Here is a 24,410-nt window from a genome sequence, read left to right on the forward strand (position 1 = left end):
CCCGTACGACGCCCGGCTCATCGGCCGGGTTTGTCTTGAAAAGCGGCGCGCGCCCCGGGCGCGTGACCGCTTTTTGTCTGTCCGGCCCTCCGGGCGGGATAAAATCCCCCCTTTATGTCTGTCGCCGGCTGCCAGCCGGCGTTTTTTCAGCGTGCAAAAGATCCTGATCGTGCGTGTGTCGTCGCTGGGCGACGTCGTGCACAACATGCCGGTGATCGCCGATATCCGGCGCCGCCACCCCGATGCGCAGATCGACTGGCTCGTCGAGGAAAGCTTCGTCGACCTCGTACGGCTCGTCGACGGCGTGCGCAACGTGCTGCCGTTCTCGCTGCGCCGCTGGCGCAAGAAGCCGTTCTCGGGGGCCACGTGGCGCGAGATCCGCGCGTTCCGCCGGCGCCTCGCGGCCGAGCAGTACGACCTCGTGATCGACTGCCAGGGCCTCATCAAGACCGCGTGGGTCGCGAGCTGGGCCCGCGGCCCGCTCGTCGGGCTCGGCAACCGCACCGACGGCGCCGGCTACGAGTGGCCGGTGCGCTTCTTCTACCGCAAGCGCGTGCCGATCGCGCCGCGCACGCACGTCGTCGAGCGCTCGCGCCAGTTGGTCGCGGCCGCGCTGGACGACCCGGCGCCGACCCCGGCCGACCCCGTCGCGTTCGGCCTCGACACGCGGGCGGCAGCGCTCGCGGTGGCCGCGCTCGGCCTGAACTTGCCGGTGCCGTACGTCGTGTTCGTCCACGCGACGTCGCGCGCCGACAAGCAGTGGCCGGACGCCGCGTGGATCGAGCTCGGCCAGGCGCTGGTGCGGCGCGGCGCGTCGCTCGTGCTGCCGTGGGGCAACGACGCGGAACGCGCGACCAGCGAGCGGCTCGCGAAGGAATTCGGCGCGGCGGCGATCGTGCCGCCGAAGCTGTCGCTGCCGGCCGTGGTCGGGCTGATCGACGGCGCGGCCGCGACGGTCGGGGTTGATACAGGTCTGGTTCACATCGCGGCCGCGCTGAAGCGCCCGACGGTCGAACTGTACAATTTCGCGACGGCCTGGCGGACCGGCGGCTACTGGTCGCCGAACGTCGTCAATCTCGGCACGGCGGGGCAGCCCCCGTCGATCGCGCAGGTGAAGTCGGCGCTCGCGGGCTTCGGCCTCCTGTAACGCTGTCCACACGCGAACCGATCATGAGCGAATCCCAGATCATCGAAGTCCCGTCCGCCGACTGGAGCGGACACAACCTGTCGGCGCCGCGCGAGCAGTTGCTGGCCGCGGTCGAGGAAGGCAAGGTGCTGTATTTCCCGCACCTGCGCTTCGCGATCGAAGGCGGCGAGGAAGCGCTGCTCGATCCGGCGCTCGCCGATCCGAAACGCAAGAACATCAGCCTCGCGCCGAACGGCGGCGCGCTCGCCGGCGTGCTCGGCGACAGCGTCACGCAGTCGGCCGTGCGCGCGCTCGTCGCGCGCTTCCAGCAGCAGGCCGGCACGCTCGTCGACGGCCTCTTTCCCGAATACCGCGGCAAGCTGCGCGTCGCGCCGACGAGCCTGCGGCTGATGCAGGTCGAAACGCGCCAGACGTCGTGGCGCAAGGACGACAGCCGGCTGCACGTCGACGCGTTCCCGTCGCGGCCGAACTACGGCGAGCGCATCCTGCGCGTGTTCACGAACGTGAATCCGGCCGGCGCACCGCGCGTGTGGCGTGTCGGCGAGCCGTTCGAGGACGTCGCGAAGCGCTTCCTGCCGAAGATCCGGCCGCAGTTCCCGGGCTCGGCGTGGCTGCTGAACCTGCTGCACGTGACGAAATCGCCGCGCAGCGCATACGACCACCTGATGCTGAACCTGCACGACGGGATGAAGGCCGACCTCGACTACCAGAAGACGTGTCCGCAGCAAACGATGCCGTTTCCGCCGGGCAGCGTGTGGATATGTTTTTCCGATCAGACTTCGCACGCTGTGATGTCGGGCCAGTTCATGCTCGAGCAGACCTTCTTCCTGCCGGTCGACGCGATGGTTCGCCGCGAATGCGCGCCGCTCGGCATTCTCGAACGCCTGACGGGCAGGGCGCTGGTTTGAGCGCGCGCCTGCTTCGACGCAATACCCGGGCGGCCGCATGCTGAGGGCGATCTATCGCGCGCTGTGGTGGCTCGTCGCGCCGGCCGCGGTCATCCGGCTCTACGTGCGCTCGCGCAAGGAGCGCGGTTATCGCGAGCATATCGCCGAGCGCTTCGGTCACGTCGCGGGCCGCTCGCGCGACGACCGCGCACCGCTGATCTGGGTGCATGCGGTGTCGGTCGGCGAGACGCGCGCCGCGCAGCCGCTGATCGATGCGCTGATGCGCGCGCGCCCCGATGCGCGCATCCTGCTCACGCACATGACGCCGAGCGGCCGCGCGACGGGCGAACAGATCTTCGGCGATCGCGTGCTGCGCTGCTACCTGCCGTACGACATGCCGGGCGCGGTGCGGCGCTTCCTGCGTGCATGGCGGCCGACGCTCGGCCTCGTGATGGAAACCGAGGTGTGGCCGACGCTGATCGACGAGTGTCGCCGCGCGGACGTGCCGCTGGTGTTGACCAATGCGCGGATGTCCGCGCGTTCGTTCCGGCGCGCGGCGAAGTTCGGCGCGGCGACGCGCGACGTGTTCGGCGGCTTCTCGCGCGTGCTCGCGCAGAGCCCGGCCGATGCGGAGCGGCTGACGTCGCTCGGCGCCCGCAACGTGACCGTGCTCGGCAACCTGAAGTTCGACATGACGACGCCGCCGGAACTCGCGGCACGCGGCCATGCGTGGCGCGACGCGATCGGCGCGCGGCCGGTGTGGGTCGCCGCCAGCACGCGCGAGAACGAAGAAGCGCTGGTGTTGCAGGCGTTCGCGGAAATGCGTACGCCCGGCGCGCTGCTGGTGCTCGTGCCGCGTCATCCGCAGCGCTTCGCCGAGGTCGAGGCGCTCGTCGCGCGCAGCGGGCTCAAGTGCGTGCGGCGCTCGGTGTGGGCGGCCGATGCGGCCGCGCTCGCAGCGGGCCGGCCGGCGGCCGACCCGCTGCCGGACGACGTCACGGTGTTGCTCGGCGATTCGATGGGCGAGCTCGGTGCGTACTACGCGGCGGCCGACATCGCGTTCATCGGCGGCAGCCTGCTGCCGCTCGGCGGGCAGAACCTGATCGAAGCGTGCGCGGTCGGCGTGCCGGTGCTGATCGGGCCGCACGTGTTCAACTTCACGCAGGCGACCGCCGATGCGGTCGCGGCCGGTGCGGCGATGCAGGTCGAGGATCCGCTCGATCTCGCACACGTGCTCGACGCGCTGTTCGCCGACAACGCGCGGCGCATCGCGATGGGCGCGGCCGGCGCGGCCTTCGCATCGCGTCACCGCGGCGCGACCGCGCGCACGGTCGACGTGCTCGCCGCGCTGTTGCCGCCTGCCGCAACCGGCGCGCGCGCGCTGCCGGACGTGCAGGACGCTCCGGACGACGACGCATAGACGGCGCGGGCGGCGCGATGCCGCCCGGACTCGCGTGGCGGCGTCGCTGGGCGCCGCCGCGCCGCTCACACCGTCAGCAAACCCTTCTTCTCGATGAACGCGATCACGTCCGCGACGCCGTCGAGCGCCTTCAGGTTCGTCATCACGTAAGGCCGCTCGCCGCGCATCTTCCGCGTGTCGGACGCCATCACGTCGAGGTTCGCGCCGACCAGCGGCGCGAGGTCGGTCTTGTTGATCACGAGCAGGTCGGACTTCGTGATGCCGGGGCCGCCCTTGCGTGGAATCTTCTCGCCGCCGGCGACGTCGATCACGTAGATCGTCAAGTCCGACAGCTCGGGGCTGAAGGTCGCCGCGAGATTGTCGCCGCCGGACTCGATGAACACGATGTCGGCATCGGGAAAGCGCGCGAGCATCCGGTCGACGGCTTCGAGGTTGATCGATGCATCTTCCCGGATCGCCGTGTGCGGGCAGCCGCCCGTCTCGACGCCCATGATGCGTTCCTCGGGCAGTGCGCCCGCGACCGTCAGCAGTCGCTGGTCTTCCTTCGTATAGATGTCGTTCGTGATCGCGACGAGGTCGTAGCGGTCGCGCATCGCCTTGCACAGCATTTCGAGCAGCGTGGTCTTGCCGGAGCCGACGGGGCCGCCGATGCCGACGCGCAGCGGCGGCAGTTTCTTCGTGCGGCGGGCGGGGGAGGGAGCGGGTGCGTTCATGGTCGGGCGAAGAGGTTCAGGAGCGGAACAACCGCGAATACTGGGTTTCGTGCCGCGCGGACAGGATGCCGAGCTGCGGTGCGAACGTGTTGACGGCGTCGGGCGGTGTCGCGAGCGCGCGGCGCACGGCCGCGTCGATCGCGCCGCGCAGCGCGACGATGATGCGTTGCCCGGCGAGCTGGCCGAGCGGTACGGCCTTCAGCGCGGCGGACGTCTGGTTCTCGACCCAGCCGAACGCATACGCGGCGAGCGTCGCGTCGGCGCTGGCATCGTGTGCGGCGGCCGCGTACGCGAATGCGGTCGGCAGCGCGATCGGCGACAGCGACGCGAGCGTCGCGCGGCGTGCGGCGTCGCCCCATTCGAGCGACGCGCACAGCTGCGCGAGCGACCAGCCCATCTGTTCGGTTTCGCGGCGCAGCTCGGCCGATTCCCGGCTCGCGACGAACCACGCGTTTTCGGCGGTGAGCGCGCGCGTGTCGTGGGTCTGCCAGCGCGCGAGCTGGTGTGCGAGGAACGGCAGTTCGCCGTGCGCGAGCACATCGGTCAGGCCGCTGGCAATCCAGTCGCGCGCGGAATCGGCATCGCGGATCAGGTTCGCGTCGAGCGCGGCTTCGAGGCCCTGCGAATAGCTGTATGCGCCGATCGGCAGCGCCGGCGACGCGAGGTGCAGCAGCGCGACGAGTTCAGTGGTGGTCATGACCGTGGTGACCGTGCGTGCAGCCGGGACCATGCTGATGATCGTGATCGTGATCGTGATCGTGATCGTGATCGTGCGAATGCGCATGCCCGTGATGTTCGCCGAACACCTGCTGCGCGAGCGCGTAATCCTCGGCGAACGTCGCGTCGTGCCCGTGCTTGTGGCCGCCGCCGTACGCACCGGCTTCCGGCTGGAACGGCGCGCGTGCCTCTTCGACCCGCGTGCCGAGCCGGCGCAGCATGTCCGCGAGCACCGGATCGGCTTCGAGCTTCAGGTAGCCGTCGCCGATCTCGACCGGCGTGTGACGGTTGCCGAGATGGTACGCGGCGCGCATCAGCGTGAGCGGGTCGGTCGCGCGCACGAGCAGCACGGTTTCGGGCGCCGCGGCGATGCGCACGAGCGCGCCGTCGTCGGCGACGAGCACGTCGCCGTCGCGCAGCACGGTGCCGCGCGGCAGCAGGACCGCGACGTCCTCGCCGGTATCGAGCGTCGCCGCGAGGCGGCTCTTGCAGCGGGCGTCATAGGCGAGCGTGAGCGTCGGCGCGCGCGCGACGAGCGACGCGGCGAGTTTCACGTTCGGGGCAATACGTTTGTCGAGGGTGCGCATGAAACCGAGGATCTCGAATCAGAACAGGAAATAGCGCTGCGCCATCGGCAGCACAGTCGCCGGCTCGCAGGTGAGCAACTGGCCGTCGGCGATCACGTCGTAGGTTTCCGGGTCGACGCTGATCGACGGACGCCAGGCGTTGTGAATCATGTCGGCCTTCGTCACGTTGCGGCAGTTGCGCACCGGCACGATCCGCTTCGCGAGGCCATAGCGCTCCGCGATGCCCGCATCGGCCGCCATCTGCGACACGAAGGTCAGCGACGTGCGCGCGAGCGCCCCGCCGCGCGTCGCGAACATCTCGCGATAGTGAACCGGCTGCGGCGTCGGGATCGACGCGTTCGGGTCGCCCATCTGCGCGAGCGCGATCATGCCGCCCTTGAGGATCATCGACGGCTTGATCCCGAAGAACGCGGGTTCCCACAGCACGAGGTCTGCCCATTTGCCCGGTTCGATCGAACCGACTTCGTGCGCGATGCCGTGCGTGAGCGCCGGGTTGATCGTGTACTTCGCGACGTAGCGCTTCGCGCGGAAGTTGTCGTTGCGCGCGGTGTCCTCCGGCAGCGCACCGCGCTGCACCTTCATCTTGTGCGCGGTCTGCCAGGTGCGGATGATCACTTCGCCGACGCGGCCCATCGCCTGCGAATCGGACGACAGCATCGACAGCGCGCCGAGATCGTGCAGGATGTCCTCGGCCGCGATCGTCTCGCGACGAATGCGCGATTCGGCGAATGCGAGATCCTCGGCGATCGACGGATCGAGGTGATGGCACACCATCAGCATGTCGAGATGCTCGTCGAGCGTGTTGATCGTGTACGGGCGCGTCGGATTGGTCGACGACGGCAGCACGTTCATCTCGCCGCACACCTTCAGGATGTCGGGCGCATGGCCGCCGCCCGCACCTTCGGTGTGGTACGTGTGGATCGTGCGGCCCTTGAACGCGGCGACCGTCGATTCGACGAACCCGGCCTCGTTCAGCGTGTCGGTGTGGATCGCGACCTGCGTGTCGGTGTCGTCGGCCACCGACAGGCAGTTGTCGATCGCGGCGGGCGTCGTGCCCCAGTCCTCGTGCAGTTTCAAACCGATCGCGCCGGCCGCGATCTGCTCGACGAGCGGCTGCGGCAGGCTCGCGTTGCCCTTGCCGAGAAAGCCGAGATTGATCGGCCAGCCGTCGGCGGCCTGCAGCATCCGCTCCATGTGCCACGGGCCCGGCGTGCAGGTCGTCGCGTTGGTGCCGGTGGCCGGCCCCGTGCCGCCGCCGAGCATCGTCGTGACGCCAGACGCGAGCGCCTCGTCGATCTGCTGCGGGCTGATGAAGTGAATGTGCGTGTCGATGCCGCCCGCGGTCACGATCAGCCCTTCGCCGGCGATGACTTCGGTCGCGGCGCCGATCGCGATCGTCACGCCCGGCTGGATGTCGGGGTTGCCGGCCTTGCCGATCGCGGCGATGCGGCCGTGCTTGATCGCGATGTCGGCCTTCACGATGCCCCAGTGATCGAGGATCACCGCGTTCGTGATGACGGTGTCGGGCACGTCGGCGGCCACGCGCTGCGACTGGCCCATCCCGTCGCGGATCACTTTTCCGCCGCCGAATTTCACTTCCTCGCCGTACGTGGTGAAGTCGCGTTCGATCTCGATCAGCAGTTCGGTATCGGCGAGCCGGACGCGGTCGCCCGTCGTCGGCCCGAACATTTCCGCGTACGCGCGGCGGCTCAAGCGTAGTGTCATGTTGCTGTTCCTGAAGAGCGGGGCGCGGCTTACAGCGGCCCCATCACCTTGCCCTGAAAACCGTAGACGGCGCGCTCGCCCGCGAGCGCGACGAGCTCGACGGTGCGCGTCTGGCCGGGCTCGAAGCGTACGGCCGTGCCGGCCGCGATGTTGAGCCGGAAGCCGCGCGCGGCCGCGCGGTCGAACGACAACGCGTCGTTGACTTCGAAGAAGTGATAGTGCGAGCCGACCTGCACCGGGCGATCGCCGGTGTTCGCGACGACGAGCGAGCGCGTCGCACGGCCCGCATTCAGTTCGTGTTCGCCGTCGTCGGTGAGGATTTCGCCGGGGATCATGCGGGGCCTCACGGAATCGGGTGGTGGACGGTCACGAGCTTCGTGCCGTCGGGGAAGGTCGCTTCGACCTGGATGTCGGGAATCATTTCCGGCACGCCGTCCATCACGTCGTCGCGCGTGAGCAGCGTCGTGCCGTAGTGCATCACCTCGGCCACCGTCCTGCCGTCGCGCGCGGCTTCCATCAGCGCCGCGGTGATGAAGGCGACCGCCTCCGGATAGTTGAGCTTCAGGCCGCGCGCACGGCGGCGTTCGGCGAGCAGCGCCGCCGTGAAGATCAGCAGCTTGTCCTTTTCGCGGGGAGTCAGTTTCATGAAGGCAGACGTTCAGGAAAACGTAATTTTTATCGGTGCGCACGCAACGGGCGGGCGCGCGGTTCATCGTAGCACCGCGCTGTTTTGCGTGCGTCGTGTATCGCTTATGTAAGGAGCAAGGTGCGTGCCATGTGCATCGCACGCGGTGCGATGCGCGTTCGTGGTGCGCGATGCATGGAGAGGGTGCGGCGCGTGTCGCGCGTTGCGCCGAAACGGTGCGTGATGCGCGCGTTCAGGTTTGCCAGAGACGCAGCGGCCGCGCGTCGACGCCGTGCACGACCGGCCGCAACTGCAGCCAGCAGTCGGTGAAGTGGCGCTGCAGCGCTTCCATCGACGTCGCGAGCGCACGCACGAGCACGACGCCGGGCGTCACGCAGGTGGCGCCCGCGCGCAGCGTGTCGTCGAACGGCATGCGCGCGGCGAGCGCTTCGGCGAGCGTGGCGTCGCACGCGGCGCCGGCGGCCCACAGCGTGCCGTAGACGGGAAAGCCGGCGAGGCCCTGCAGCGCGCCGCGCAGCGGGTCGCGCGCGTCGAGCAGCGCGCGCTCGGTCCACAGCGGCCGGCCGTCGGCATCGACGAGCGCCGAGGTCGACGCGATGCGTCCCGCCGACCAGGTTTCGCCGGCCGCCTGCCGGCCGAGCTGCGTCGCGTCCCAGCCGATCGCGCTCGCGCCTGCGCCGAGCGTCACCGTGAAGTCGAGCGCCGCGTGCGCCGCGTCGAAGAACAGGTTGTTCTGCGGTAGCCAGTCGAGCTTCGCATGCGCGCCGACCGCGATGCCGATACGCTGTGTCGCGTCGAGGCCGTTCGACTTGTACCACTTGGTCGCGCCGGGCGTCGTCAGCACCGCGTGCGTGCCGTCGCCGAGCGCGATGTCGATGTCGAGCCGGTCGCCGCCCGCGACGCCGCCCGGCGGATGCACGATCACCGCGTGGCAGATCGCGTCGCTTTCCGGGTACAGCGGCCGCTGCACGCGCAGCGGGCCGTCGTGCAGCCGGTGCGCGAGCATCGTGCGCGCACCATGCCGCTCGAAGCCGAGTTCGAGGCGGCCGCGCCACGACTTGGCGACGGCGGGGCGGGACAGCGAGGCGTGGGAGTCAGGGGCGGACATCTTTGAACGTGGGGGGCTCGAGCAGGGATGCTACAAGAACATTAACCAAGGCGCGCGCTACTGCTGCGCATTCGAATAGCGTTGAGATGGGTCCGTGAGCGGTTGCATGTTGTCTCCGGTTACCGTCGCAACCCGAGCTCATGCAGCAGTGCGTCGACTTGTCCGAACGCATCCTGCTGCCATTGGTCCGGCGTTCGATCTCCGAGTATGCGTGTGTCCTCGACGAAGCGTCGCACTGAAGTAGGGCCGAAGCCATCTGGCGTGTCGAACTTTTCCGCAATGTAGCGGAATCCGGTGGCGCCGCTGTCGAAATCGAGCAACGGACGGCAGGCCTGCGCAAGGCCGTCGATGCCGTTGGTGTAGTTTCGAATGCAGAAATATACGTCGTACGCGTCCTTCTGCTTGAGTCGACCATTCAGTGCATAGCCTTTCATCGCAAGCAGCGCCGGAATCGAGCAAACGGCAACTTCGACCGTATTCATGCCGCCGTTCGGCATTGGTCCCGAGATTGCCGTCATCTGGTAGAAGCGAGTCGCGAGATCTGCACCGTCTGCGCGTTGGACCGCGAAGTTGCCGAGCAGCGGTGGAATGCGCTTTTCGATTTCGGCATGTCGAGGCATCAGAAAATCGACGATGACGTCGATCGACGGACCACCGTCAGTTGTTGTCACGTTCCGTACAAGCTGAAAGCGCCGCAGCGTTTCGCGTTGCTCGTAGCCGTTGCCCATCAGCGCGTCGATTAGGGCGACATACGCGGTGTCCGCGAGTGCTTCCGCATCCAGACTCAGATCAATGTCGATCGTGCCCACGTGATGCATTTCATCGTTATCGAGCAGCAGCCAGGGCACGGCTCCGCCAATCACCGCAAATTTCCCTTTGAAACTGCCAAGAATCTGACCGATTTCGATCAGCACGGATTTGACCGCGGCAGTCGTTCGATCATCATAATGCGCCGCAGATTGCGGCTCCTGCGGGGTCATTGCGGCCATGTCATCGTCGCTTCACGTAAATGGTGGGCGGCTTCTTCGCCACGCTCGCCAGTGAGGGTAAGGTCGAGATAGGTCTGAACGGGGCTTGTGCAAATGGCGCCGGTAGCCGGCTCGATCGTGTCAGCAAGCAGCCCTTCATCCTTGACGAGCGTGATGACGACGTTTTCGCCGCGCGGCACGGGCTTTAGTTTCAGCGCGGCCGTCAGCCGGCCGAGGCCGGCCTGCGTTGCATAGAAGTACTGGATGGACGAGCGAGCGTAGGGCGCGATCCAGTTTGCGGCTGAGAACGATGCAAACGCTGCTGCACCAGGTATTTCCTTGTTGACCATACCGAGCGTTTCGCGCGCGTCATTTTCGAGTGCGGCACCATGCAGTGTCGTGTAGAGCGCGTGACGCTCGCCTGCCGGCGCTTCGTAGCTGTCGCGCCATGCATCGATCACGGCATCAGGTCGCGACAGATAGATTCCATCACGCGTCGTCGCAGCCCATTCTCGATTGATCAGGGCCGTGCGCACGTTGCTGACTTGCCCGATGCTCACACCGGTGACATCGGCCAGTTCCGCGACTTTCCAGGCACGGTGCGGGTCGCGCAGCATCGCCCGAAGTATCTGTGCCGCCTTTGGCTTGAAAAGGGATTTGAGTTCACGACGTTCGATGACGGGGCGTTCGGTCATCTGACGCTCGATGAACACGCCGCCAAAGGCGATCTGCGCGTTTCCTTCCATGTCCAGGTACCCGACCTGATATTGCTGGCACAGCGCACGCGTACCTGGTGAAAAATAAGGGGCGATGAGGATCGGCACTGCGTCTAGTGCGCCGTATGCCGCATGTTCACGGATTTGCAGCAGTGCGTTGTTGACGTAGCGGGGTTGTCCGTTCGGTAATATTTCACAGAGCAGCTGATAGGGCGTACCGTCCGCCCGGACGTGGGCGACGAGATCGACCGGGCGACTGCTCGTCGGCAGGTCCGAGCGGATGTTGTCGATGACGACGATCGGCACACGCGACAGCACCTGTTCCAGCACGCTGCGCGCCTGGATTTCGATCCTGTTCATTGATTGGATGGATTTCAACATTCGCTGAAGAATAGCATTTCAGTGAAATCGGTCAAGTTTTCACTGGAATCCGAAGCTTCAGCGGTTGTTGAAATGGCCTATTTTAATGAAATCGTTATCGTCTCTCGACATTCGTCTAAGCCTTCACTACACCGCGATCAGCTCCCGCACGCCGTTCGTCTCCATGTCCTGTGCCTCCCCGCCCGCGACGATCTCGCCACGGCTCATCACCCAGTAGCGATCGGCGATCGATTGCGCGAAATCGTAATACTGTTCGACGAGCAGCACGGTCATCCGCGATTCGTCGACGAGCTGGCGCAGCGTGCGGCCGATGTCCTGGATGATCGACGGCTGGATGCCTTCGGTCGGCTCGTCGAGGATCAGCAACTGCGGCTCGCTCATCAGCGCGCGGCCGATCGCGAGCTGCTGCTGCTGGCCGCCCGACAGGTCGCCGCCGCGCCGTGCGCGCATGTCCTTGAGCACCGGGAACAGGTCGTAGATGCGATCGGGCACTTTCGACGGCGCCTTGCGGCTCGCCGCGCCGACGAGCAGGTTTTCCTCGACGGTGAGCCGCGGAAAGATGTCGCGGCCCTGCGGCACGTACGCGAGCCCCGCCGCGACGCGCGCATACGGCGGCAGTGCGCCGAGCGCGGTGCCGCGCCACGACACGCTGCCGCTTTTCGCGGCGACGACGCCCATCAGGCAGCGCAGCAGCGTGCTCTTGCCGACGCCGTTGCGGCCGAGCAGCACGGTGAGCTTGCCGTCGTCGGCGACGAGGTTCACGTTGCGCAGGATATGGCTGCCGCCGTAGTACTGGTTCAGCGCTTCGATTTTCAGCATCGCATCATCGTCCGAGGTAAGACTCGATCACCGCGTCGTCGCGTTTGACCTGGTCGAGCGTGCCGTGCGCGAGCACCGCGCCTTCGGCCATCACCGTCACGCGTCCCGTGTCGCCCGCGAGCGCCGCGACGAATTCCATGTCGTGCTCGACGACCATCATCGAGCAGGTGCCGCGCAGCGTGTTCAGCAGCTCGGCGAGTTCCATCGTCTCGTGGTCGGTCATCCCGGCCGCCGGCTCGTCGAGCAGCAGCAGCGCGGGGCGCTGCATCAGCAGCATGCCGATTTCGAGCCGCTGCTTCTGGCCGTGCGACAGTTCGCCGGCCGCGCGATACGCATGGCTTTCGAGGCCGATCAGTGCGAGCGTCTCCTCGATCTTCGCCTGCGCGGTGCGGTCGAGCCGCGCGCGCAGCGACGCGAGCCAGCCCTTGTCGGTCTGCATTGCGAGTTCGAGGTTTTCCCATACCGGATGCTGTTCGAACACGGTCGGCTTCTGGAACTTGCGGCCGATGCCCGCCCGCGCGATCTCGGGTTCGTTCATCCGCGCGAGGTCGATCGTCTGGCCCAGAAACACCTTGCCCGCATCGGGCCGCGTCTTGCCGGTGATGACGTCCATCATCGTCGTCTTGCCCGCGCCGTTCGGGCCGATCACGCAGCGCAGCTCGCCCGCGTCGATCGAGAGCGACAGCTTCTTCAGCGCACGAAACCCGTCGAAGCTCACCTCGATGTCCTCGAGATAGAGAATCGTGCCGTGCGACGTATCGATGCCGGGCGGCACGACGCGCCCCATCGACGCGCTGCCGCTGACGGTCAGCTCGTCCTCGGGGGGCGGCGTGAACTGGTAGAGCGCCGTTCCATTCATGCGCGTTTCCCCTTCGCGAGCACGGTTTCGACGAGGCCCATGATCCCGCGCGGCAGCAAGAGCGGCACGAGCACGAAGATCAGACCGAGGAAGAACAGCCAGTATTCGGCGAAGTACGCGGTGAAGACGCTCTTCGCGCCGTTTACCGCGAACGCGCCGACGATCGGCCCGATCAGCGTGCCGCGTCCGCCCACCGCGACCCAGATCGCCATTTCGATCGAGTTGCCGGGCGACATCTCGCCGGGATTGATGATGCCGACCTGCGGCACGTACAGCGCGCCGGCGATGCCGCACAGCACGGCCGACACGGTCCACACGAACAGCTTGTACGCGAGCGGGCTGTAGCCGAGGAACATCAGCCGCGTCTCGCCGTCGCGCACCGCGGTCACCACGCGCCCGAGCTTGCTCGTGACGATCGCGCGCGCGGCGATGAACGCGAGCACGAGGGTCGCGAACGTCAGCAGCAACAGCACCGTGCGCGTGCCCGGCGACGTGATCGCGAAGCCGGCGATGCGCTTGAAGTCGGTGAAGCCGTTGTTGCCGCCGAAGCCCGTCTCGTTGCGATAGAACAGCAGCATCGCGGCGAACGTCAGCGCCTGCGTGATGATCGACAGGTACACGCCCTTCACGCGCGAGCGGAACGTGAAGAAGCCGAACACCCACGCGAGCACGGCCGGCACCAGCACGACCAGCGCGAGCGCCCACGCGAGATGTTGCGTGCCGCTCCAGTACCACGGCAACTGGTGCCAGTCGAGGAACACCATGAAGTCGGGCAGGTCGCTGCCGTACTTGCCGTCGCGGCCGATCTCGCGCATCAGGTACATGCCGATCGCATAGCCGCCGAGCGCGAAGAACAGGCCGTGGCCGAGGCTCAGGATGCCGCAGTAGCCCCACACGAGGTCGAGCGCGAGCGCGGCGATCGCGTAGCACATCAGCTTGCCCGCGAGCGTCATCGCGTACGCGGACAGGTGGAACGCGCTGGCTTCGGGCGCGACGAGTGCGGCGAGCGGCACGCCGATGCCGATCGCCACGCACAGCGCGACGAGCGCGAGCCATGCGCGGCGCGACAGCAGCGCGGGGCGGAGCGGCAGGCCGAGCGCGAAGCCGTCCGCCGCGCGTCCGGCGGCAGCGGGCTTCGACGTGTCGGCGACCGGGTTCGATATCGAATCGGTGAATGAAGTCACGTCAAGCCTCCGCGCTGCGGCCCTTCGGGGCGAACATGCCCTGCGGGCGTTTCTGGATGAACAGCACGATCATCACGAGCACCGCGATCTTCGCGAGCACGGCACCCCAGAACGGTTCGATCGCCTTGCTCGCGAGGCCGAGTCCGAAGCCGCCGAGCACGGTGCCGGCGATCTGCCCGACACCGCCGAGCACGACGGCCATGAACGAGTCGATGATGTAGTTCTGGCCGAGATCGGGGCCCACGTTGCCGATCTGCGACAGCGCGCAGCCGCCGAGGCCGGCGATGCCCGCCCCGAACGCGAACGCATACGCGTCGACCCGCGCGGTCTTCACGCCGACGCAGGCGGCCATCCGGCGGTTCTGCGTGACCGCGCGCACGAACAGGCCGAGCCGCGTCTTCGTCAGCACGGCCCACGCGACGACCACCACCGCGAGCGCGAACGCGAGGATCGCGAGCCGGTTGTACGGCAGGATCAGGTTCTGCATCACCGTCACGCCGCCACTCATCCACGACGGGTTCACGACCTGCACGTTCTGCGCGCCGAACAGCATGCGCGTCGCCTGGATCAGGATCAGGCTCACGCCGAAGGTCGCGAGCAGCGTTTCGAGCGGGCGGCCGTACAGGTGCCGCAGCACGAGCCGTTCGAGCACGATGCCGACGAGCGCGGCCACCGCGAACGACACCGGCACGGCGACGAGCGGATACCAGTCGAATGCGCCGGGCGCGTAGCGCTGGATCAGCGTCTGCACGACATAGGTTGCGTACGCACCGATCATCAGGAATTCGCCGTGCGCCATGTTGATCACGCCGATCAGCCCGTACGTGATCGCGAGGCCGAGCGCGGCGAGCAGCAGCACGCTGCCGAGCGACAGGCCGGCGAACACCGTGCCGACGATTTCGCCGCGGCGCTGCAGCGCGTGCAACGTATCGAGACCGTGTTGCGCGGCGTCGCGCACGCGCGCGTCGGGCTCTGCGTAGCTGCCGTCCGCGTTTTTCGCGACGAGCGGGCGCAGTTGTTCGATCATGTCGAGATCGCTGCGCGCGGCTACCACCTGCACGGCTTCGAGGCGCTTCGCCGGATCGGGATCGTGCAGCGCGGCGATCGCCCACAGCGCATCGAGGCGGCGTTTCAGCGCCGGATCGGTTTCCTTCGCGCGGGCGCGGTCGATCATCGGCTTGAGCGCCGGGTCGGGCGACTTCAGCAGCGCGTCGATCGCGTCGCGGCGCGCGGCGATGTCCGGCGACGCGAGCGCGAGACCCGACAGTGCGCCGGCGATCTTCGTGCGCAGCAGGTTGTTCAGCATCACCGGCTGCGCGTCGCCGGCCGGCGTCGCGGCTTGCGTGAGCGCGTCGTGTGCGGAGTCGCCGGCCTGGATCAGCAGGCGGCCGTCGCCGGTCGCGAGCGCATCGCCGCTCGACAGTGCGTTGAGCACCGCAACGGCGCGCGGATCGGTGTCGGCGGCGAGCCGTTCGATCGCGGCCGTCTTCGCGTCGAAGTCGTCGCCGGCGAGCGCGGCGGTATCGGCCGCCGTCAGCGCGAACGCGGCGTGCGGCAGCAGGCCCGCGAGGGCGGCGCATGCCGCGATCGCGCGGGCGGCTCGGCGAAAGCGTGTTGGCATCGGGAAATCCTGTCGGGCGTGGGAAGCGGAGTGGGGCGGCGCTGCGCCGTTGCCGACGGTCCGTCACGGCAAGCGTGGCCGGCGCATCGGCAGCGGGCGGGCGGCACGTCGCACACGAAGCGCGACGCGCCGCTCGACGTCAGGCCAGCGCGGCGCGCTGCCGGCGCAGGAACGCCGGAATCGAGCTGACGACGTCCGGCTTGCCCTGGTTGCCCGCGATGAACGGGCTCCACGGTTGCGCGCGCACGGCCGTCTTCGTCTTCCACACGACGTTGAACTGCCCGTCGCCACGGATCTCGCCGATCATCACCGGCTTGTGCAGGTGATGGTTGCCGTCCATCGCGAGCGTGAAGCCCGACGGCGCGGCGACCGTCTGGCCGATCATCGCGACGCGCACCTTGTCGACGTCGGTGCTCTTCGCCTTCTCGACGGCCTGCTTCCACATATGGATGCCGACGTAGGTCGCTTCCATCGGATCGTTGGTCACGCGCTTCGCGCCGCCCGGCAGGTTGTTCGCCTTCACCCATGCGGCGAACTGGTCCTTGAATTTCGTGTTGGTCGGGTTCTTCACCGACATGAAGTAGTTCCACGCGGCGAGGTGGCCGACCAGCGGCTTCGTATCGATCCCGCGCAGCTCTTCCTCGCCGACCGAGAACGCGACCACCGGCACGTCGGTCGCCTTGATCCCCTGGTTGCCCAGCTCCTTGTAGAACGGCACGTTCGAGTCGCCGTTGATCGTCGAGACCACGGTCGTCTTGCCGCCCTGCGCGAAGGTCTTGATGTTCGCGACGATGGTCTGGTAATCGCTGTGGCCGAACGGCGTGTAGACCTCCTGAATGTCGGCGTCCTTCACGCCCTTCGATTTCAGGAACGCGCGCAGGATCTTGTTGGTCGTGCGCGGATACACGTAGTCGGTGCCGAGCAGGAAGAAGCGCTTCGCGCCGCCGCCTTCCGCGCTCATCAGGTACTCGACGGCGGGAATCGCCTGCTGGTTCGGCGCGGCGCCCGTGTAGAACACGTTGCGCGACATTTCCTCGCCTTCATACTGCACCGGGTAGTAGAGCAGCCCGTTCAGCTCCTCGAACACCGGCAGCACCGACTTGCGCGACACCGACGTCCAGCAGCCGAACACGCACGCGACCTTGTCCTGCGTGAGCAGCTGGCGCGCCTTTTCGGCGAACAGCGGCCAGTTCGACGCCGGGTCGACCACCACCGGTTCGAGCTTGCGGCCCATCACGCCGCCGCTCTTGTTGATGTCGGCGATCGTCATCAGCGCGGTGTCCTTCAGCGACGTCTCCGAGATCGCCATCGTGCCCGACAGCGAATGCAGGATGCCGACCTTGATCGGGCCGGTGCCCGCATCGGCCGCGTGCGCGAACGGGCTCTTGCCCGCCAGCGCGAGCGCGCCGGCCATCGAACCGAACTTCAACAGACTGCGACGTTTCATCGGGATCCCCTTGTCGTGTTGGATGTGCGTGCGCCGTGGCGGCGCCGGCCATCGTGTAACGCAAGGCATGTGCCAGTCGCGCGGATGCACGTCCGGCGTGCCTGCGCGGGGCATCGGCGGGCATCGGGGCGGTGCGGATGACGCGTCGTGCAGCATGCGCGGTCCGTTGCGGTGCAGACGCGCGGGCGCAAATGGTGCACGGCGGTGCCGCGGCGCCGCGACGCGGGAAACGACGGAACGGCGCGCGGAAAAGAGAAACGGGCGCGCAATGCGCGCCCGTTCGGCGGATCGGTGCGGCCGGCGGCGGGGGCCGGGCGGCGCGGCCGCGCGTGATGCGCGTGATGCGCGTGATGCGCGGCCGGAAGGATCGGTCAGTAGCGCGGCACGGACGGATCGACGTCGCGCGACCACGCGTCGATCCCGCCTTGCAGGTTGTACAGCTTGGTGAAGCCGCGCGATTCGAGGAACATCGCGACTTGCGCGCTGCGCATCCCGTGATGGCACACGCAGACGATTTCCGCTTCGTCGTCGAGCTCTTCGCTGCGCGCGGGAATCTGCTGCATCGGAATCGACACGCTGCCGGCGATCTGCGCGGTCGCGATTTCCCACGGCTCGCGCACGTCGAGCACGACCGGCGCGGGGCGCGCCGTGTCGCCGAGCCATTCCGCGAGCATCGCGGGCGTCAGGATCTGCATGGAGGCTCCGCCGCTCAGAACTTGAAGCGCGACGGCTCGATCGCGTTGACGAGGTGGTCGATGTACGTTTCAAACACGTCGGCCACGCGGTACTGCTTGTCGTCGATGCGCGTGATGATCTGCGCCTTCATCACCGGACGGCCGCCGACGAACGCCGACAGGCGGCCGCCGACCTTGAGCTGTTCGAGCATTTCCTGCGGCACGACCGGCAGGCCGCCCGCGACGCAGATCACGTCGTACGGCGCCTTCGCGGCCCAGCCGCGCGAACCGTCGCCGAGCACGACTTCGGCGTTGGTCACGCCGTCGTTGCGCAGGTTGTCTTCCGCGAATTTCGCGATCGCCGGATCGATCTCGACGGCCGTCACGTGCTGCGCGCGATGCGCGAACAGCGCGGCGAGGTAACCCGAGCCCGCGCCGATCACCAGCACGTTCTCGTGCTTCTTGACGCCCAGCTCCTGCAGCACGCGCGCTTCGACGCGCGGGAACAGCATCTTGCTGGCGCCGCCGGGCAGCGGCAGTTCGAGATCGGCGAATGCGAGATCGCGGTATTGGGCCGGAACGTAGTTTTCACGCTTGACGATCGACAGCAGGCCCAGGACATCCAGATCCAGCACGTCCCACGGACGGATCTGCTGTTCGATCATGTTGAAACGCGCGTTTTCGATATTCATGGTGTGGTCACGCAGCCAGGTCGGCCATCAGCGGGGATAGAGAAACTTCGTGATTGTACCAAAGGGCACGGCCGCGAAGCCTTCAGGCGGCCTGCAACAGACCTTTACCCCTTGCTCTTCTTGATCTGCGCCTCGAACGCGAGGTCGAGCTTGCTCGCCTTGCGCGGTTTTTTGGGGCCGAATTCGTCGACGAACTTGACGAATTCGTCGAGCGGCAGCGGCTCGCAGCGCTTCTCGGCGGTGCCGCCCGAGCGGTCGACGAGATAGAACAGGCCGCCCGCCATCGCGACGGCCGCGAATTGCGGGTTGCCGGAGCGGGTCTTCAGGCGTTCGACCGCGTGGGTCGCTTTGGTGGTGCGCATCTTGGGGGCTGGCGAAGCGGGTGTAAGCCTCACACTGTATCAAACCGGCCGCCTGCTTGCGGCCGGCGGCCCGCCCGTGGCCGGCGCGAACCGGCCCTAAACCGTGCGCGAGTAGCGCTGCCGCGGCGTCTGGCCGAGGTACGCATCGAACGCCATCGCGATGTTGCGTACGACCATCCGGCCGGCCGGGTGGATCGTCAGGCGGTCGCGCGCGATCGTCAGCAGCCCGTCGCGCTCGAACGGGCGCAGCGCGTCGAGCTCGCGTGCGAAATGATCGGCGAAGCGGATGCCGTGCGCGGCCTCCACATGCGAGAACGGCAGTTCCAGGTTGCACATCAGTTGCGTGATCACGTCGCGGCGCAGCCGGTCGTCCGGCGTGAGCCGCACGCCGCGCGCGATCGGCAGCCGGCCCGCGTCGAGCGCGGCGCCGTACGCGGGCAGGTCCTTCGCGTTCTGCGCGTAGACGTCGCCGACCTTGCCGATCGACGACACGCCGAAGCCGATCAGGTCGGTATCCGCACGCGTGCTGTAGCCCTGGAAATTGCGCTGCAGCGTGCCGTTGCGCTGCGCGCGCACCAGCTCGTCGGACGGCCGCGCGAAGTGGTCCATCCCGATGTACACGTAGCCGGCCGACGTCAGCATGTCGATCGCGAGGCCGAGCAGCGCGATGCGCGTTTCGGGCGGCGGCAGCGTCGTGTCGTCGATCTGCCGCTGCATCTTGAACAGGTGCGGCATGTGCGCGTAGCCGAACACCGACAGCCGATCGGGCGCGAGTTCGATGATCGTCTCGAGCGTGCGCGCGAACACCGCGACCGTCTGGTGCGGCAGCCCGTAGATCAGGTCGACGCTGACCGAATGAAAGCCCGTCGCGCGCGCGGCGCCGAGCAGGTCGGCGGTCATCGCGAGCGGCTGGATGCGGTTGATCGCCTGCTGCACGACCGGGTCGAAATCCTGCACGCCGAGGCTCAACCGGTTGAAGCCGATCGTGCGCAGGTGCACGAGCGTGGCCGGCGTGACCGTGCGCGGGTCGATCTCGATCGAGAACTCGGCGTCGGTATCCGGCGCGAGCGAGAAATGCTCGCGCGTGGCCGCCATCAGCTCGGCCGTTTCGTCGTCGGACAGGAAGGTCGGCGTGCCGCCGCCCCAGTGCAGTTGCGTGACGGGGCGGGACGGATCGAACAGCGCGGCCTGCAGCGCCATTTCGCGCTTGAGCTGGTCGAGATACGGGCGCGCGCGGCGGCGGTTGTTGGTCGCGATCTTGTTGCAGCCGCAGTAGAAGCACGCGGTGTTGCAGAACGGGATGTGGAAGTACAGCGACAGGTCGCTCGACGATGCGCCGGGGTCGCGCGCCGCGCGACCGTAGTCGGCCGGGTCGAAATCGTCGCGGAACTGCAGCGCGGTGGGGTACGACGTATAGCGCGGCCCGTTCGCGCCGTATTTCGCGACTAAATCGGGACGGAACATCGTGTCGGCAGAACCAGAACGCATGGCGGTCTCGCGCTTTTTGGGATGCTTCCGAGTATATGAACGCGCGATCGGGCTGCATTGTGTAATAACGTCGCAGCGGGCGATGGCACAATGCGGGGTGGGGCTGCCGGACGCCGCGTCCGGTTGCCGCACCGTTTTTCGTTGTTCGTCGAGAGAGCCGAGTGTCCGTCGAAATGCCTGTCCGCCTGGCGCCCGCCGAAGTCCCGCCGCCGCATGCGTGCCGCGAGGGCTGCGGCGCGTGCTGCATCGCGCCGTCGATTTCCAGCCCGATTCCGGGCATGCCCGACGGCAAGCCGGCCGGCGTGCGCTGCGTGCAGCTCGGCGACGACTTGCGCTGCATGATCTTCGGCCGGCCCGAGCGCCCCGCGTGCTGTTCCGGGCTGCAGCCGTCCGCCGACATGTGCGGCGCGTCGCGCGACGACGCGCTCGCGTGGCTCACGCGCCTCGAGGCCGCGACGCGGCCGGCGCATCCAGGAGAGAGTTCAGCATGACCGTTGCTCGCGCGCCCGGCCGGCGCCGTTTTCTCGCTGCCGCCATCGGCGCCGTCGGCGTGTGCGTATCGCTTGCCGCCTGCGCGTCGACGTTCCCGTTCATTCCCGATCACTACACGTTCTCGCGCGGCGACGTGCAGAAGGCCGTCGCGCGCAAGTTTCCTTACCAGAAGACGGTCGCGCAGGTGGTCGACGTGTCGCTCGCGAACCCGGCCGTCAACCTGCTGCCCGACCAGAACCGCGTCGCCGTGCAGCTCGACGCCCATTTCGCGAGCCCGTTCCTGCGCGGGCCCGTCAGCGGCAAGTTCACCGTCTCGGGCCAGCTCGCGTACGACGCGCCGAGCCGCTCGGTCGTGCTGAAGGCGCCGGCCGTCGACAACCTCGTGCTCGACGGCGATGCGCAGATGTACGCGCAGCAGGTCGGCGCAGCCGCCGGCCTGCTGGCGACGCAGCTGCTGACCAACTATCCGATCTACACGTTCAAGCCCGAACAGCTGCAATTTGCCGGGGTGAACTACGAACCCGGTACAATTACGATTCTTACAAACGGCATACGCGTGGCGATCGTCGAAAAGTGACGACGGCGCGCGCACGGCCGGGCGGGCCGCGCGCGCAAGAGTGGCCTTTTCTTTCGACCATTTCGGAGTTGGGCCACGGATGGACTGGATCCTGATCTGCAAGGCATTGATCCTCGGCGTCGTCGAGGGGCTGACGGAATTCCTGCCGGTGTCGAGCACCGGTCATCTGATCGTCGCGGGCAGCTTCCTGAATTTCAACGATTCGCACGCGAAGACGTTCGACGTCGTGATCCAGTTCGGCGCGATCCTCGCGGTCTGCTGGGAATACCGGCAGCGGATCGTGTCCGTCGTGTCGGGGCTGCCGAGCCGGCCGGATGCGCAGCGCTTCACGCTGAACGTCGTGATCGCGACGATTCCCGCGATCGCGCTCGGTCTCCTGTTCGAGAAGAAGATCAAGGCCGTGCTGTTCTCGCCGGTGCCCGTCGCGTTCGCGCTCGTCGTGGGCGGCGCGATCATCCTGTGGGCCGAGGCGCGGCAGCGCGAACGCAGCGAGCCGCCGCGCGTGCTGTCGGTCGATGCGCTGACGCCGCTCGACGCGTTCAAGGTCGGGATCGCGCAGTGCTTCGCGCTGGTGCCCGGCATGTCGCGCTCGGGCTCGACGATCATCGGCGGGATGTTGTTCGGGCTCGACCGCCGCGTGGCCACCGAATTCTCGTTCTTTCTCGCGATCCCGATCATCTTCGGGGCGACGCTGTACGAAACCGTCAAGGACTGGCAGGCGTTCACCGTCGATTCGCTCGGGCTGTTCGCGCTCGGGCTCGTCGCCGCGTTCGTCAGCGCGTTCGTGTGCGTGCGCTGGTTGCTGCGCTACGTCGCGACGCACGATTTCACGGTATTTGCGTGGTACCGGATCGCGTTCGGGTTGTTCGTGCTGCTGGTCGGTTACAGCGGCTGGCTGAACTGGGCGTGATGCCGAGCATGGGCCGACGCGCGGGCCCATGAAAAAGCCCGACCGGCGCGAGATGCCGGTCGGGCTTTTTTATTTTGCGCGGGGCGAAGCCGCTCAGTCGGCGCGCTTGCGGAACACCAGGTCCCACACGCCGTGGCCGAGCCGCAGTCCGCGCCGTTCGAACTTCGTCACCGGGCGGTAGTCGGGGCGCGGCGCGTAATCGGCGGCGGTGTTTTCGAGCGTCGGTTCCGCGCCGAGTACTTCAAGCATCTGCTCCGCGTAGTTCTGCCAGTCGGTCGCGCAGTGCAGGTACGCGCCGGGTTTCAGGCGCGATGCGAGATGCGCGACGAGCGGCGGCTGGATCAGCCGGCGCTTGTGGTGACGCGCCTTGTGCCACGGATCCGGGAAGAAGATGTGCACGCCGTCGAGGCTTGCCGGCGCGATCATGTGCTCGAGCACCTCGACCGCGTCGTGCTGGATGATGCGGATGTTCGACAGATCCTGCTCGCCGATCAGCTTCAGCAGCGCGCCGACGCCCGGCTCGTGCACCTCGACGCCGAGGAAGTCGTCGCCCGGGCGGTGCGCGGCGATTTCCGCGGTCGACGCGCCCATCCCGAAACCGATCTCGAGGATACGCGGTGCGCTACGGCCGAAGATCGCGTCCCAGTCGGGCATCTCCGGCGCATACGGGACCACGAAGCGCGGGCCGAATTCGTCGAGCGCGCGGCGCTGGCCGGTCGATACGCGGCCGGCACGCGTCACGAAGCTGCGGATGCGGCGGTGGTGCAGCGGGTTGACTTCGTCGGCGCCTTCGGTGGCTTGGTCGGCTTCGTCGGGAATGGCGTCGTCGTGCGGCGGCAGGCCGGCTTCGTTCGGATCGTCGTGCATCATCGGTACAGAGAAAGGCTCGGTTCGGGCGAGGACCCGTTGCGCAGCAGTGCTGCCGGGCGATTCGGCGCGTGGTACAAAAAAGCCGCCTTCGACGAGGCGGCTCATGCGCAGGCTGTTGTGCAGCCGGAAAGTGGAGCGGGCGATGGGAATCGAACCCACGTCATCAGCTTGGGAAGCTGAGGTAATGGCCATTATACGACGCCCGCAGAACGCGTGATTGTACAGGGTTTGGCGTGGGGATGGCAAGCGGGGCGGTTTTGGGCGCGGCATCGCTGGATCACCTGACGGTGGCAGTGCTGGTCGCGACCCGAGCTTGGCCCGCAGCGACACTGTGCCGGGCAGCCGTTTTCCTTCGCCGAAGCGAACAGGTGCTTATCTCGAGCATGTCCCCGAAAGTAGAGGCTGCGGGTTGCCGGAGGGGTTAAGCGGCAATGGCGCGACCATTCTCTACCAGGCCGAGTTCGTCCAGGCGGATGGCCATCGCTGTCGGTGACATACCAAATAACTCGCTGAGCGGCTTGAAACAGTTGCCCGGGCCGAACGCCTTTGCCGTTGCCACCGCACGGGCGAATTCCAGTGAACCCGTCGATGACCGGAGAAGGTCCTGCATCTCGCGGCAACCAACCAAATAGAAGGCAGTCGTGTCGTCGAGGTGCAGAGTCGAGGTGTGGAAACGTGCTTCGAAAGCTTGTCGAACCAGCTTTTCGGGAGCAAGGAAACACGCCGCAAAATGATTCGCTTCGCGCTCGCGTTTGTCAGATGACGACCATTCTCCTGTCAGAGGGCGGTCGCGGTGCAATGACATGCCCGGATGCAGGACCATATGACCGAGTTCGTGTGCAGCAGTAAAGCGCTGCACTTCATACGTTAGGTTGCCGGCGATTTTGATGATGTTGTTCGCCGGGTCGACGAGGCCGGCCACTTGGTATCGGTCCTTGCCAACGCCGTGAATGCCCAGCGAACCCTCAGCAATCTCATATTCATAGCCGTGGACGTAAGCGGCATGGTCCGGCCGAAACAATTGCAGGAAGTGCGGCACGGTGTTGTGAGTCATGCCAGCGCGTTGCCAGATTTCGTATTGAAAGCGCTTCACCTCTTTGGCAATCGCCTTCTTGTCGATCTCTTCCATGCGGGATCCTCCCCAAGCTATGTGGGAAAGAATAGGCACAATTTATGGTGCGTGCAAGCTGGGTTTGTACTACATGTTGTGTGCGCTGCAACGAGCATCGCTCAAGATGGAGGGTGGTGGCGGTTGCAAGCGAGGCGCTTTTGGCCGCTGGCAAACGGTTTCGCGTTCTCCGATGGCGCCTCATCCGGCTGGCCGGCTCCGCGAACGGATGATCGGCCGAAACGTGGGGCGGTACCATGACGCCCAAGCCGAACGAAGCGCGCCGGGAGGG

The 24,410-nt window shown here is 67.2% G+C and carries 26 protein-coding genes and 1 tRNA gene; 6 read left to right on the plus strand and 21 right to left on the minus strand.

Annotation, left to right across the window (positions count from 1 at the left end; genetic code table 11):
* Window positions 1–151: 151 nt before the first annotated feature.
* From waaC to waaA, 3 genes are read left to right on the plus strand one after another with little or no spacing between them, the layout of a single operon-like run.
* Window positions 152–1,147 carry a lipopolysaccharide heptosyltransferase I gene (waaC, locus tag H0X95_RS04845; protein WP_034200910.1) on the plus strand — a complete coding sequence of 332 codons (996 nt, stop codon included), beginning with the start codon at window positions 152–154 and terminating at the stop codon, window positions 1,145–1,147.
* Window positions 1,148–1,170: 23 nt separating this feature from the next.
* Entirely contained in the window at window positions 1,171–2,055 is an 885-nt protein-coding gene (locus tag H0X95_RS04850) for a Kdo hydroxylase family protein (RefSeq protein ID WP_006485119.1), read from the plus strand.
* 37 nt (window positions 2,056–2,092) lie between these two features.
* Complete coding sequence (gene waaA, locus H0X95_RS04855) at window positions 2,093–3,454, plus strand: lipid IV(A) 3-deoxy-D-manno-octulosonic acid transferase (protein WP_006496637.1); 1,362 nt, start codon at window positions 2,093–2,095, stop codon at window positions 3,452–3,454.
* A 65-nt stretch (window positions 3,455–3,519) separates the two neighbouring features.
* Here the strand turns inward: waaA and ureG are convergent, their stop codons facing one another.
* The 18 genes from ureG to hemN form a co-directional block, all read right to left on the minus strand.
* A complete protein-coding gene (gene ureG, locus H0X95_RS04860) occupies window positions 3,520–4,167 on the minus strand; it encodes an urease accessory protein UreG (protein ID WP_058901948.1) in 648 nt (215 codons plus the stop codon).
* A gap of 16 nt (window positions 4,168–4,183) precedes the next feature.
* The gene (locus tag H0X95_RS04865) at window positions 4,184–4,864 is read right to left on the minus strand and encodes an urease accessory protein UreF (protein WP_196445914.1); all 681 of its coding nucleotides are present in this window, start codon (window positions 4,862–4,864) and stop codon (window positions 4,184–4,186) included.
* Entirely contained in the window at window positions 4,851–5,471 is a 621-nt protein-coding gene (gene ureE, locus H0X95_RS04870; protein WP_196445915.1) for an urease accessory protein UreE, read from the minus strand. Before ureE ends, H0X95_RS04865 begins: the two co-directional genes overlap by 14 nt.
* A gap of 18 nt (window positions 5,472–5,489) precedes the next feature.
* Window positions 5,490–7,196: an urease subunit alpha gene (ureC, locus tag H0X95_RS04875; RefSeq protein WP_006491061.1), complete on the minus strand. Its 1,707-nt coding sequence runs from the start codon at window positions 7,194–7,196 to the stop codon at window positions 5,490–5,492.
* Between the two features lie 29 nt (window positions 7,197–7,225).
* Window positions 7,226–7,531 (minus strand): urease subunit beta, encoded by a 306-nt coding sequence (locus H0X95_RS04880; protein ID WP_006491066.1) that lies wholly within the window; start codon window positions 7,529–7,531, stop codon window positions 7,226–7,228.
* Window positions 7,532–7,539: 8 nt separating this feature from the next.
* Window positions 7,540–7,842, minus strand: a complete 303-nt coding sequence (locus tag H0X95_RS04885) for an urease subunit gamma (protein ID WP_006491064.1) — start codon at window positions 7,840–7,842, stop codon at window positions 7,540–7,542.
* A 232-nt stretch (window positions 7,843–8,074) separates the two neighbouring features.
* Window positions 8,075–8,950: an urease accessory protein UreD gene (locus tag H0X95_RS04890; RefSeq protein WP_196445916.1), complete on the minus strand. Its 876-nt coding sequence runs from the start codon at window positions 8,948–8,950 to the stop codon at window positions 8,075–8,077.
* 119 nt (window positions 8,951–9,069) lie between these two features.
* Window positions 9,070–9,939 carry a nucleotidyl transferase AbiEii/AbiGii toxin family protein gene (locus H0X95_RS04895; RefSeq protein ID WP_048986247.1) on the minus strand — a complete coding sequence of 290 codons (870 nt, stop codon included), beginning with the start codon at window positions 9,937–9,939 and terminating at the stop codon, window positions 9,070–9,072.
* Complete coding sequence (locus tag H0X95_RS04900) at window positions 9,927–10,994, minus strand: hypothetical protein (protein WP_196445917.1); 1,068 nt, start codon at window positions 10,992–10,994, stop codon at window positions 9,927–9,929. Before H0X95_RS04900 ends, H0X95_RS04895 begins: the two co-directional genes overlap by 13 nt.
* A gap of 147 nt (window positions 10,995–11,141) precedes the next feature.
* Window positions 11,142–11,834 (minus strand): urea ABC transporter ATP-binding subunit UrtE, encoded by a 693-nt coding sequence (urtE, locus tag H0X95_RS04905; RefSeq protein ID WP_006488540.1) that lies wholly within the window; start codon window positions 11,832–11,834, stop codon window positions 11,142–11,144.
* Window positions 11,835–11,838: 4 nt separating this feature from the next.
* The gene (gene urtD, locus H0X95_RS04910) at window positions 11,839–12,693 is read right to left on the minus strand and encodes an urea ABC transporter ATP-binding protein UrtD (protein ID WP_006488543.1); all 855 of its coding nucleotides are present in this window, start codon (window positions 12,691–12,693) and stop codon (window positions 11,839–11,841) included.
* The gene (urtC, locus tag H0X95_RS04915; RefSeq protein ID WP_196445918.1) at window positions 12,690–13,877 is read right to left on the minus strand and encodes an urea ABC transporter permease subunit UrtC; all 1,188 of its coding nucleotides are present in this window, start codon (window positions 13,875–13,877) and stop codon (window positions 12,690–12,692) included. The genes urtD and urtC overlap by 4 nt, the downstream gene beginning before the upstream one ends.
* 1 nt (window position 13,878) lies before the next feature.
* Window positions 13,879–15,498 carry an urea ABC transporter permease subunit UrtB gene (gene urtB / locus H0X95_RS04920; protein ID WP_124674528.1) on the minus strand — a complete coding sequence of 540 codons (1,620 nt, stop codon included), beginning with the start codon at window positions 15,496–15,498 and terminating at the stop codon, window positions 13,879–13,881.
* A gap of 139 nt (window positions 15,499–15,637) precedes the next feature.
* Window positions 15,638–16,945, minus strand: a complete 1,308-nt coding sequence (urtA, locus tag H0X95_RS04925; protein ID WP_006496630.1) for an urea ABC transporter substrate-binding protein — start codon at window positions 16,943–16,945, stop codon at window positions 15,638–15,640.
* A gap of 371 nt (window positions 16,946–17,316) precedes the next feature.
* On the minus strand, window positions 17,317–17,640 hold the full coding sequence (locus H0X95_RS04930) for a rhodanese-like domain-containing protein (protein WP_006488544.1): 324 nt from the start codon (window positions 17,638–17,640) through the stop codon (window positions 17,317–17,319).
* Between the two features lie 14 nt (window positions 17,641–17,654).
* On the minus strand, window positions 17,655–18,311 hold the full coding sequence (locus H0X95_RS04935; RefSeq protein ID WP_006488564.1) for a protein-L-isoaspartate O-methyltransferase family protein: 657 nt from the start codon (window positions 18,309–18,311) through the stop codon (window positions 17,655–17,657).
* A gap of 104 nt (window positions 18,312–18,415) precedes the next feature.
* On the minus strand, window positions 18,416–18,673 hold the full coding sequence (locus tag H0X95_RS04940; RefSeq protein ID WP_006488573.1) for a hypothetical protein: 258 nt from the start codon (window positions 18,671–18,673) through the stop codon (window positions 18,416–18,418).
* A 96-nt stretch (window positions 18,674–18,769) separates the two neighbouring features.
* Window positions 18,770–20,161, minus strand: coding sequence for an oxygen-independent coproporphyrinogen III oxidase (hemN, locus tag H0X95_RS04945; protein WP_034200902.1), 1,392 nt, complete (start codon window positions 20,159–20,161; stop codon window positions 18,770–18,772).
* Window positions 20,162–20,334: 173 nt separating this feature from the next.
* Here hemN and H0X95_RS04950 point away from each other — a divergent pair, with 173 nt between their 5' ends.
* From H0X95_RS04950 to H0X95_RS04960, 3 genes are all read left to right on the plus strand, one after another.
* Window positions 20,335–20,652, plus strand: coding sequence for a YkgJ family cysteine cluster protein (locus H0X95_RS04950; RefSeq protein WP_059721686.1), 318 nt, complete (start codon window positions 20,335–20,337; stop codon window positions 20,650–20,652).
* Entirely contained in the window at window positions 20,649–21,230 is a 582-nt protein-coding gene (locus tag H0X95_RS04955; protein ID WP_196445919.1) for a DUF1439 domain-containing protein, read from the plus strand. Before H0X95_RS04950 ends, H0X95_RS04955 begins: the two co-directional genes overlap by 4 nt.
* A 79-nt stretch (window positions 21,231–21,309) precedes the next feature.
* On the plus strand, window positions 21,310–22,140 hold the full coding sequence (locus H0X95_RS04960; protein ID WP_006488560.1) for an undecaprenyl-diphosphate phosphatase: 831 nt from the start codon (window positions 21,310–21,312) through the stop codon (window positions 22,138–22,140).
* A 93-nt stretch (window positions 22,141–22,233) separates the two neighbouring features.
* Here the strand turns inward: H0X95_RS04960 and trmB are convergent, their stop codons facing one another.
* From trmB to H0X95_RS04975, 3 genes are all read right to left on the minus strand, one after another.
* The gene (gene trmB / locus H0X95_RS04965; protein WP_196445920.1) at window positions 22,234–23,010 is read right to left on the minus strand and encodes a tRNA (guanosine(46)-N7)-methyltransferase TrmB; all 777 of its coding nucleotides are present in this window, start codon (window positions 23,008–23,010) and stop codon (window positions 22,234–22,236) included.
* A 131-nt stretch (window positions 23,011–23,141) separates the two neighbouring features.
* Window positions 23,142–23,216 (minus strand) — tRNA-Gly (locus tag H0X95_RS04970).
* 215 nt (window positions 23,217–23,431) lie between these two features.
* Complete coding sequence (locus tag H0X95_RS04975; RefSeq protein WP_048985395.1) at window positions 23,432–24,139, minus strand: ImmA/IrrE family metallo-endopeptidase; 708 nt, start codon at window positions 24,137–24,139, stop codon at window positions 23,432–23,434.
* Window positions 24,140–24,410: the final 271 nt, after the last annotated feature.

The organism is Burkholderia sp. 9779_493 (assembly GCF_015712215.1).
Taxonomy (GTDB): domain Bacteria; phylum Pseudomonadota; class Gammaproteobacteria; order Burkholderiales; family Burkholderiaceae; genus Burkholderia; species Burkholderia cenocepacia.

Coding starts and splice junctions, on each gene's coding strand:
- H0X95_RS04850 (WP_006485119.1), top strand. CDS start 1,171: ATGAGCGAATCCCAGATCATCGAAGTCCCGTCCGCCGACTGGAGCGGA.
- waaA (WP_006496637.1), top strand. CDS start 2,093: ATGCTGAGGGCGATCTATCGCGCGCTGTGGTGGCTCGTCGCGCCGGCC.
- ureG (WP_058901948.1), bottom strand. CDS start 4,167: ATGAACGCACCCGCTCCCTCCCCCGCCCGCCGCACGAAGAAACTGCCG.
- H0X95_RS04865 (WP_196445914.1), bottom strand. CDS start 4,864: ATGACCACCACTGAACTCGTCGCGCTGCTGCACCTCGCGTCGCCGGCG.
- ureE (WP_196445915.1), bottom strand. CDS start 5,471: ATGCGCACCCTCGACAAACGTATTGCCCCGAACGTGAAACTCGCCGCG.
- ureC (WP_006491061.1), bottom strand. CDS start 7,196: ATGACACTACGCTTGAGCCGCCGCGCGTACGCGGAAATGTTCGGGCCG.
- H0X95_RS04880 (WP_006491066.1), bottom strand. CDS start 7,531: ATGATCCCCGGCGAAATCCTCACCGACGACGGCGAACACGAACTGAAT.
- H0X95_RS04885 (WP_006491064.1), bottom strand. CDS start 7,842: ATGAAACTGACTCCCCGCGAAAAGGACAAGCTGCTGATCTTCACGGCG.
- H0X95_RS04890 (WP_196445916.1), bottom strand. CDS start 8,950: ATGTCCGCCCCTGACTCCCACGCCTCGCTGTCCCGCCCCGCCGTCGCC.
- H0X95_RS04895 (WP_048986247.1), bottom strand. CDS start 9,939: ATGGCCGCAATGACCCCGCAGGAGCCGCAATCTGCGGCGCATTATGAT.
- H0X95_RS04900 (WP_196445917.1), bottom strand. CDS start 10,994: ATGAACAGGATCGAAATCCAGGCGCGCAGCGTGCTGGAACAGGTGCTG.
- urtE (WP_006488540.1), bottom strand. CDS start 11,834: ATGCTGAAAATCGAAGCGCTGAACCAGTACTACGGCGGCAGCCATATC.
- urtD (WP_006488543.1), bottom strand. CDS start 12,693: ATGAATGGAACGGCGCTCTACCAGTTCACGCCGCCCCCCGAGGACGAG.
- urtB (WP_124674528.1), bottom strand. CDS start 15,498: ATGCCAACACGCTTTCGCCGAGCCGCCCGCGCGATCGCGGCATGCGCC.
- urtA (WP_006496630.1), bottom strand. CDS start 16,945: ATGAAACGTCGCAGTCTGTTGAAGTTCGGTTCGATGGCCGGCGCGCTC.
- H0X95_RS04930 (WP_006488544.1), bottom strand. CDS start 17,640: ATGCAGATCCTGACGCCCGCGATGCTCGCGGAATGGCTCGGCGACACG.
- H0X95_RS04935 (WP_006488564.1), bottom strand. CDS start 18,311: ATGAATATCGAAAACGCGCGTTTCAACATGATCGAACAGCAGATCCGT.
- H0X95_RS04940 (WP_006488573.1), bottom strand. CDS start 18,673: ATGCGCACCACCAAAGCGACCCACGCGGTCGAACGCCTGAAGACCCGC.
- hemN (WP_034200902.1), bottom strand. CDS start 20,161: ATGCGTTCTGGTTCTGCCGACACGATGTTCCGTCCCGATTTAGTCGCG.
- H0X95_RS04950 (WP_059721686.1), top strand. CDS start 20,335: ATGCCTGTCCGCCTGGCGCCCGCCGAAGTCCCGCCGCCGCATGCGTGC.
- H0X95_RS04955 (WP_196445919.1), top strand. CDS start 20,649: ATGACCGTTGCTCGCGCGCCCGGCCGGCGCCGTTTTCTCGCTGCCGCC.
- H0X95_RS04960 (WP_006488560.1), top strand. CDS start 21,310: ATGGACTGGATCCTGATCTGCAAGGCATTGATCCTCGGCGTCGTCGAG.
- trmB (WP_196445920.1), bottom strand. CDS start 23,010: ATGATGCACGACGATCCGAACGAAGCCGGCCTGCCGCCGCACGACGAC.
- H0X95_RS04975 (WP_048985395.1), bottom strand. CDS start 24,139: ATGGAAGAGATCGACAAGAAGGCGATTGCCAAAGAGGTGAAGCGCTTT.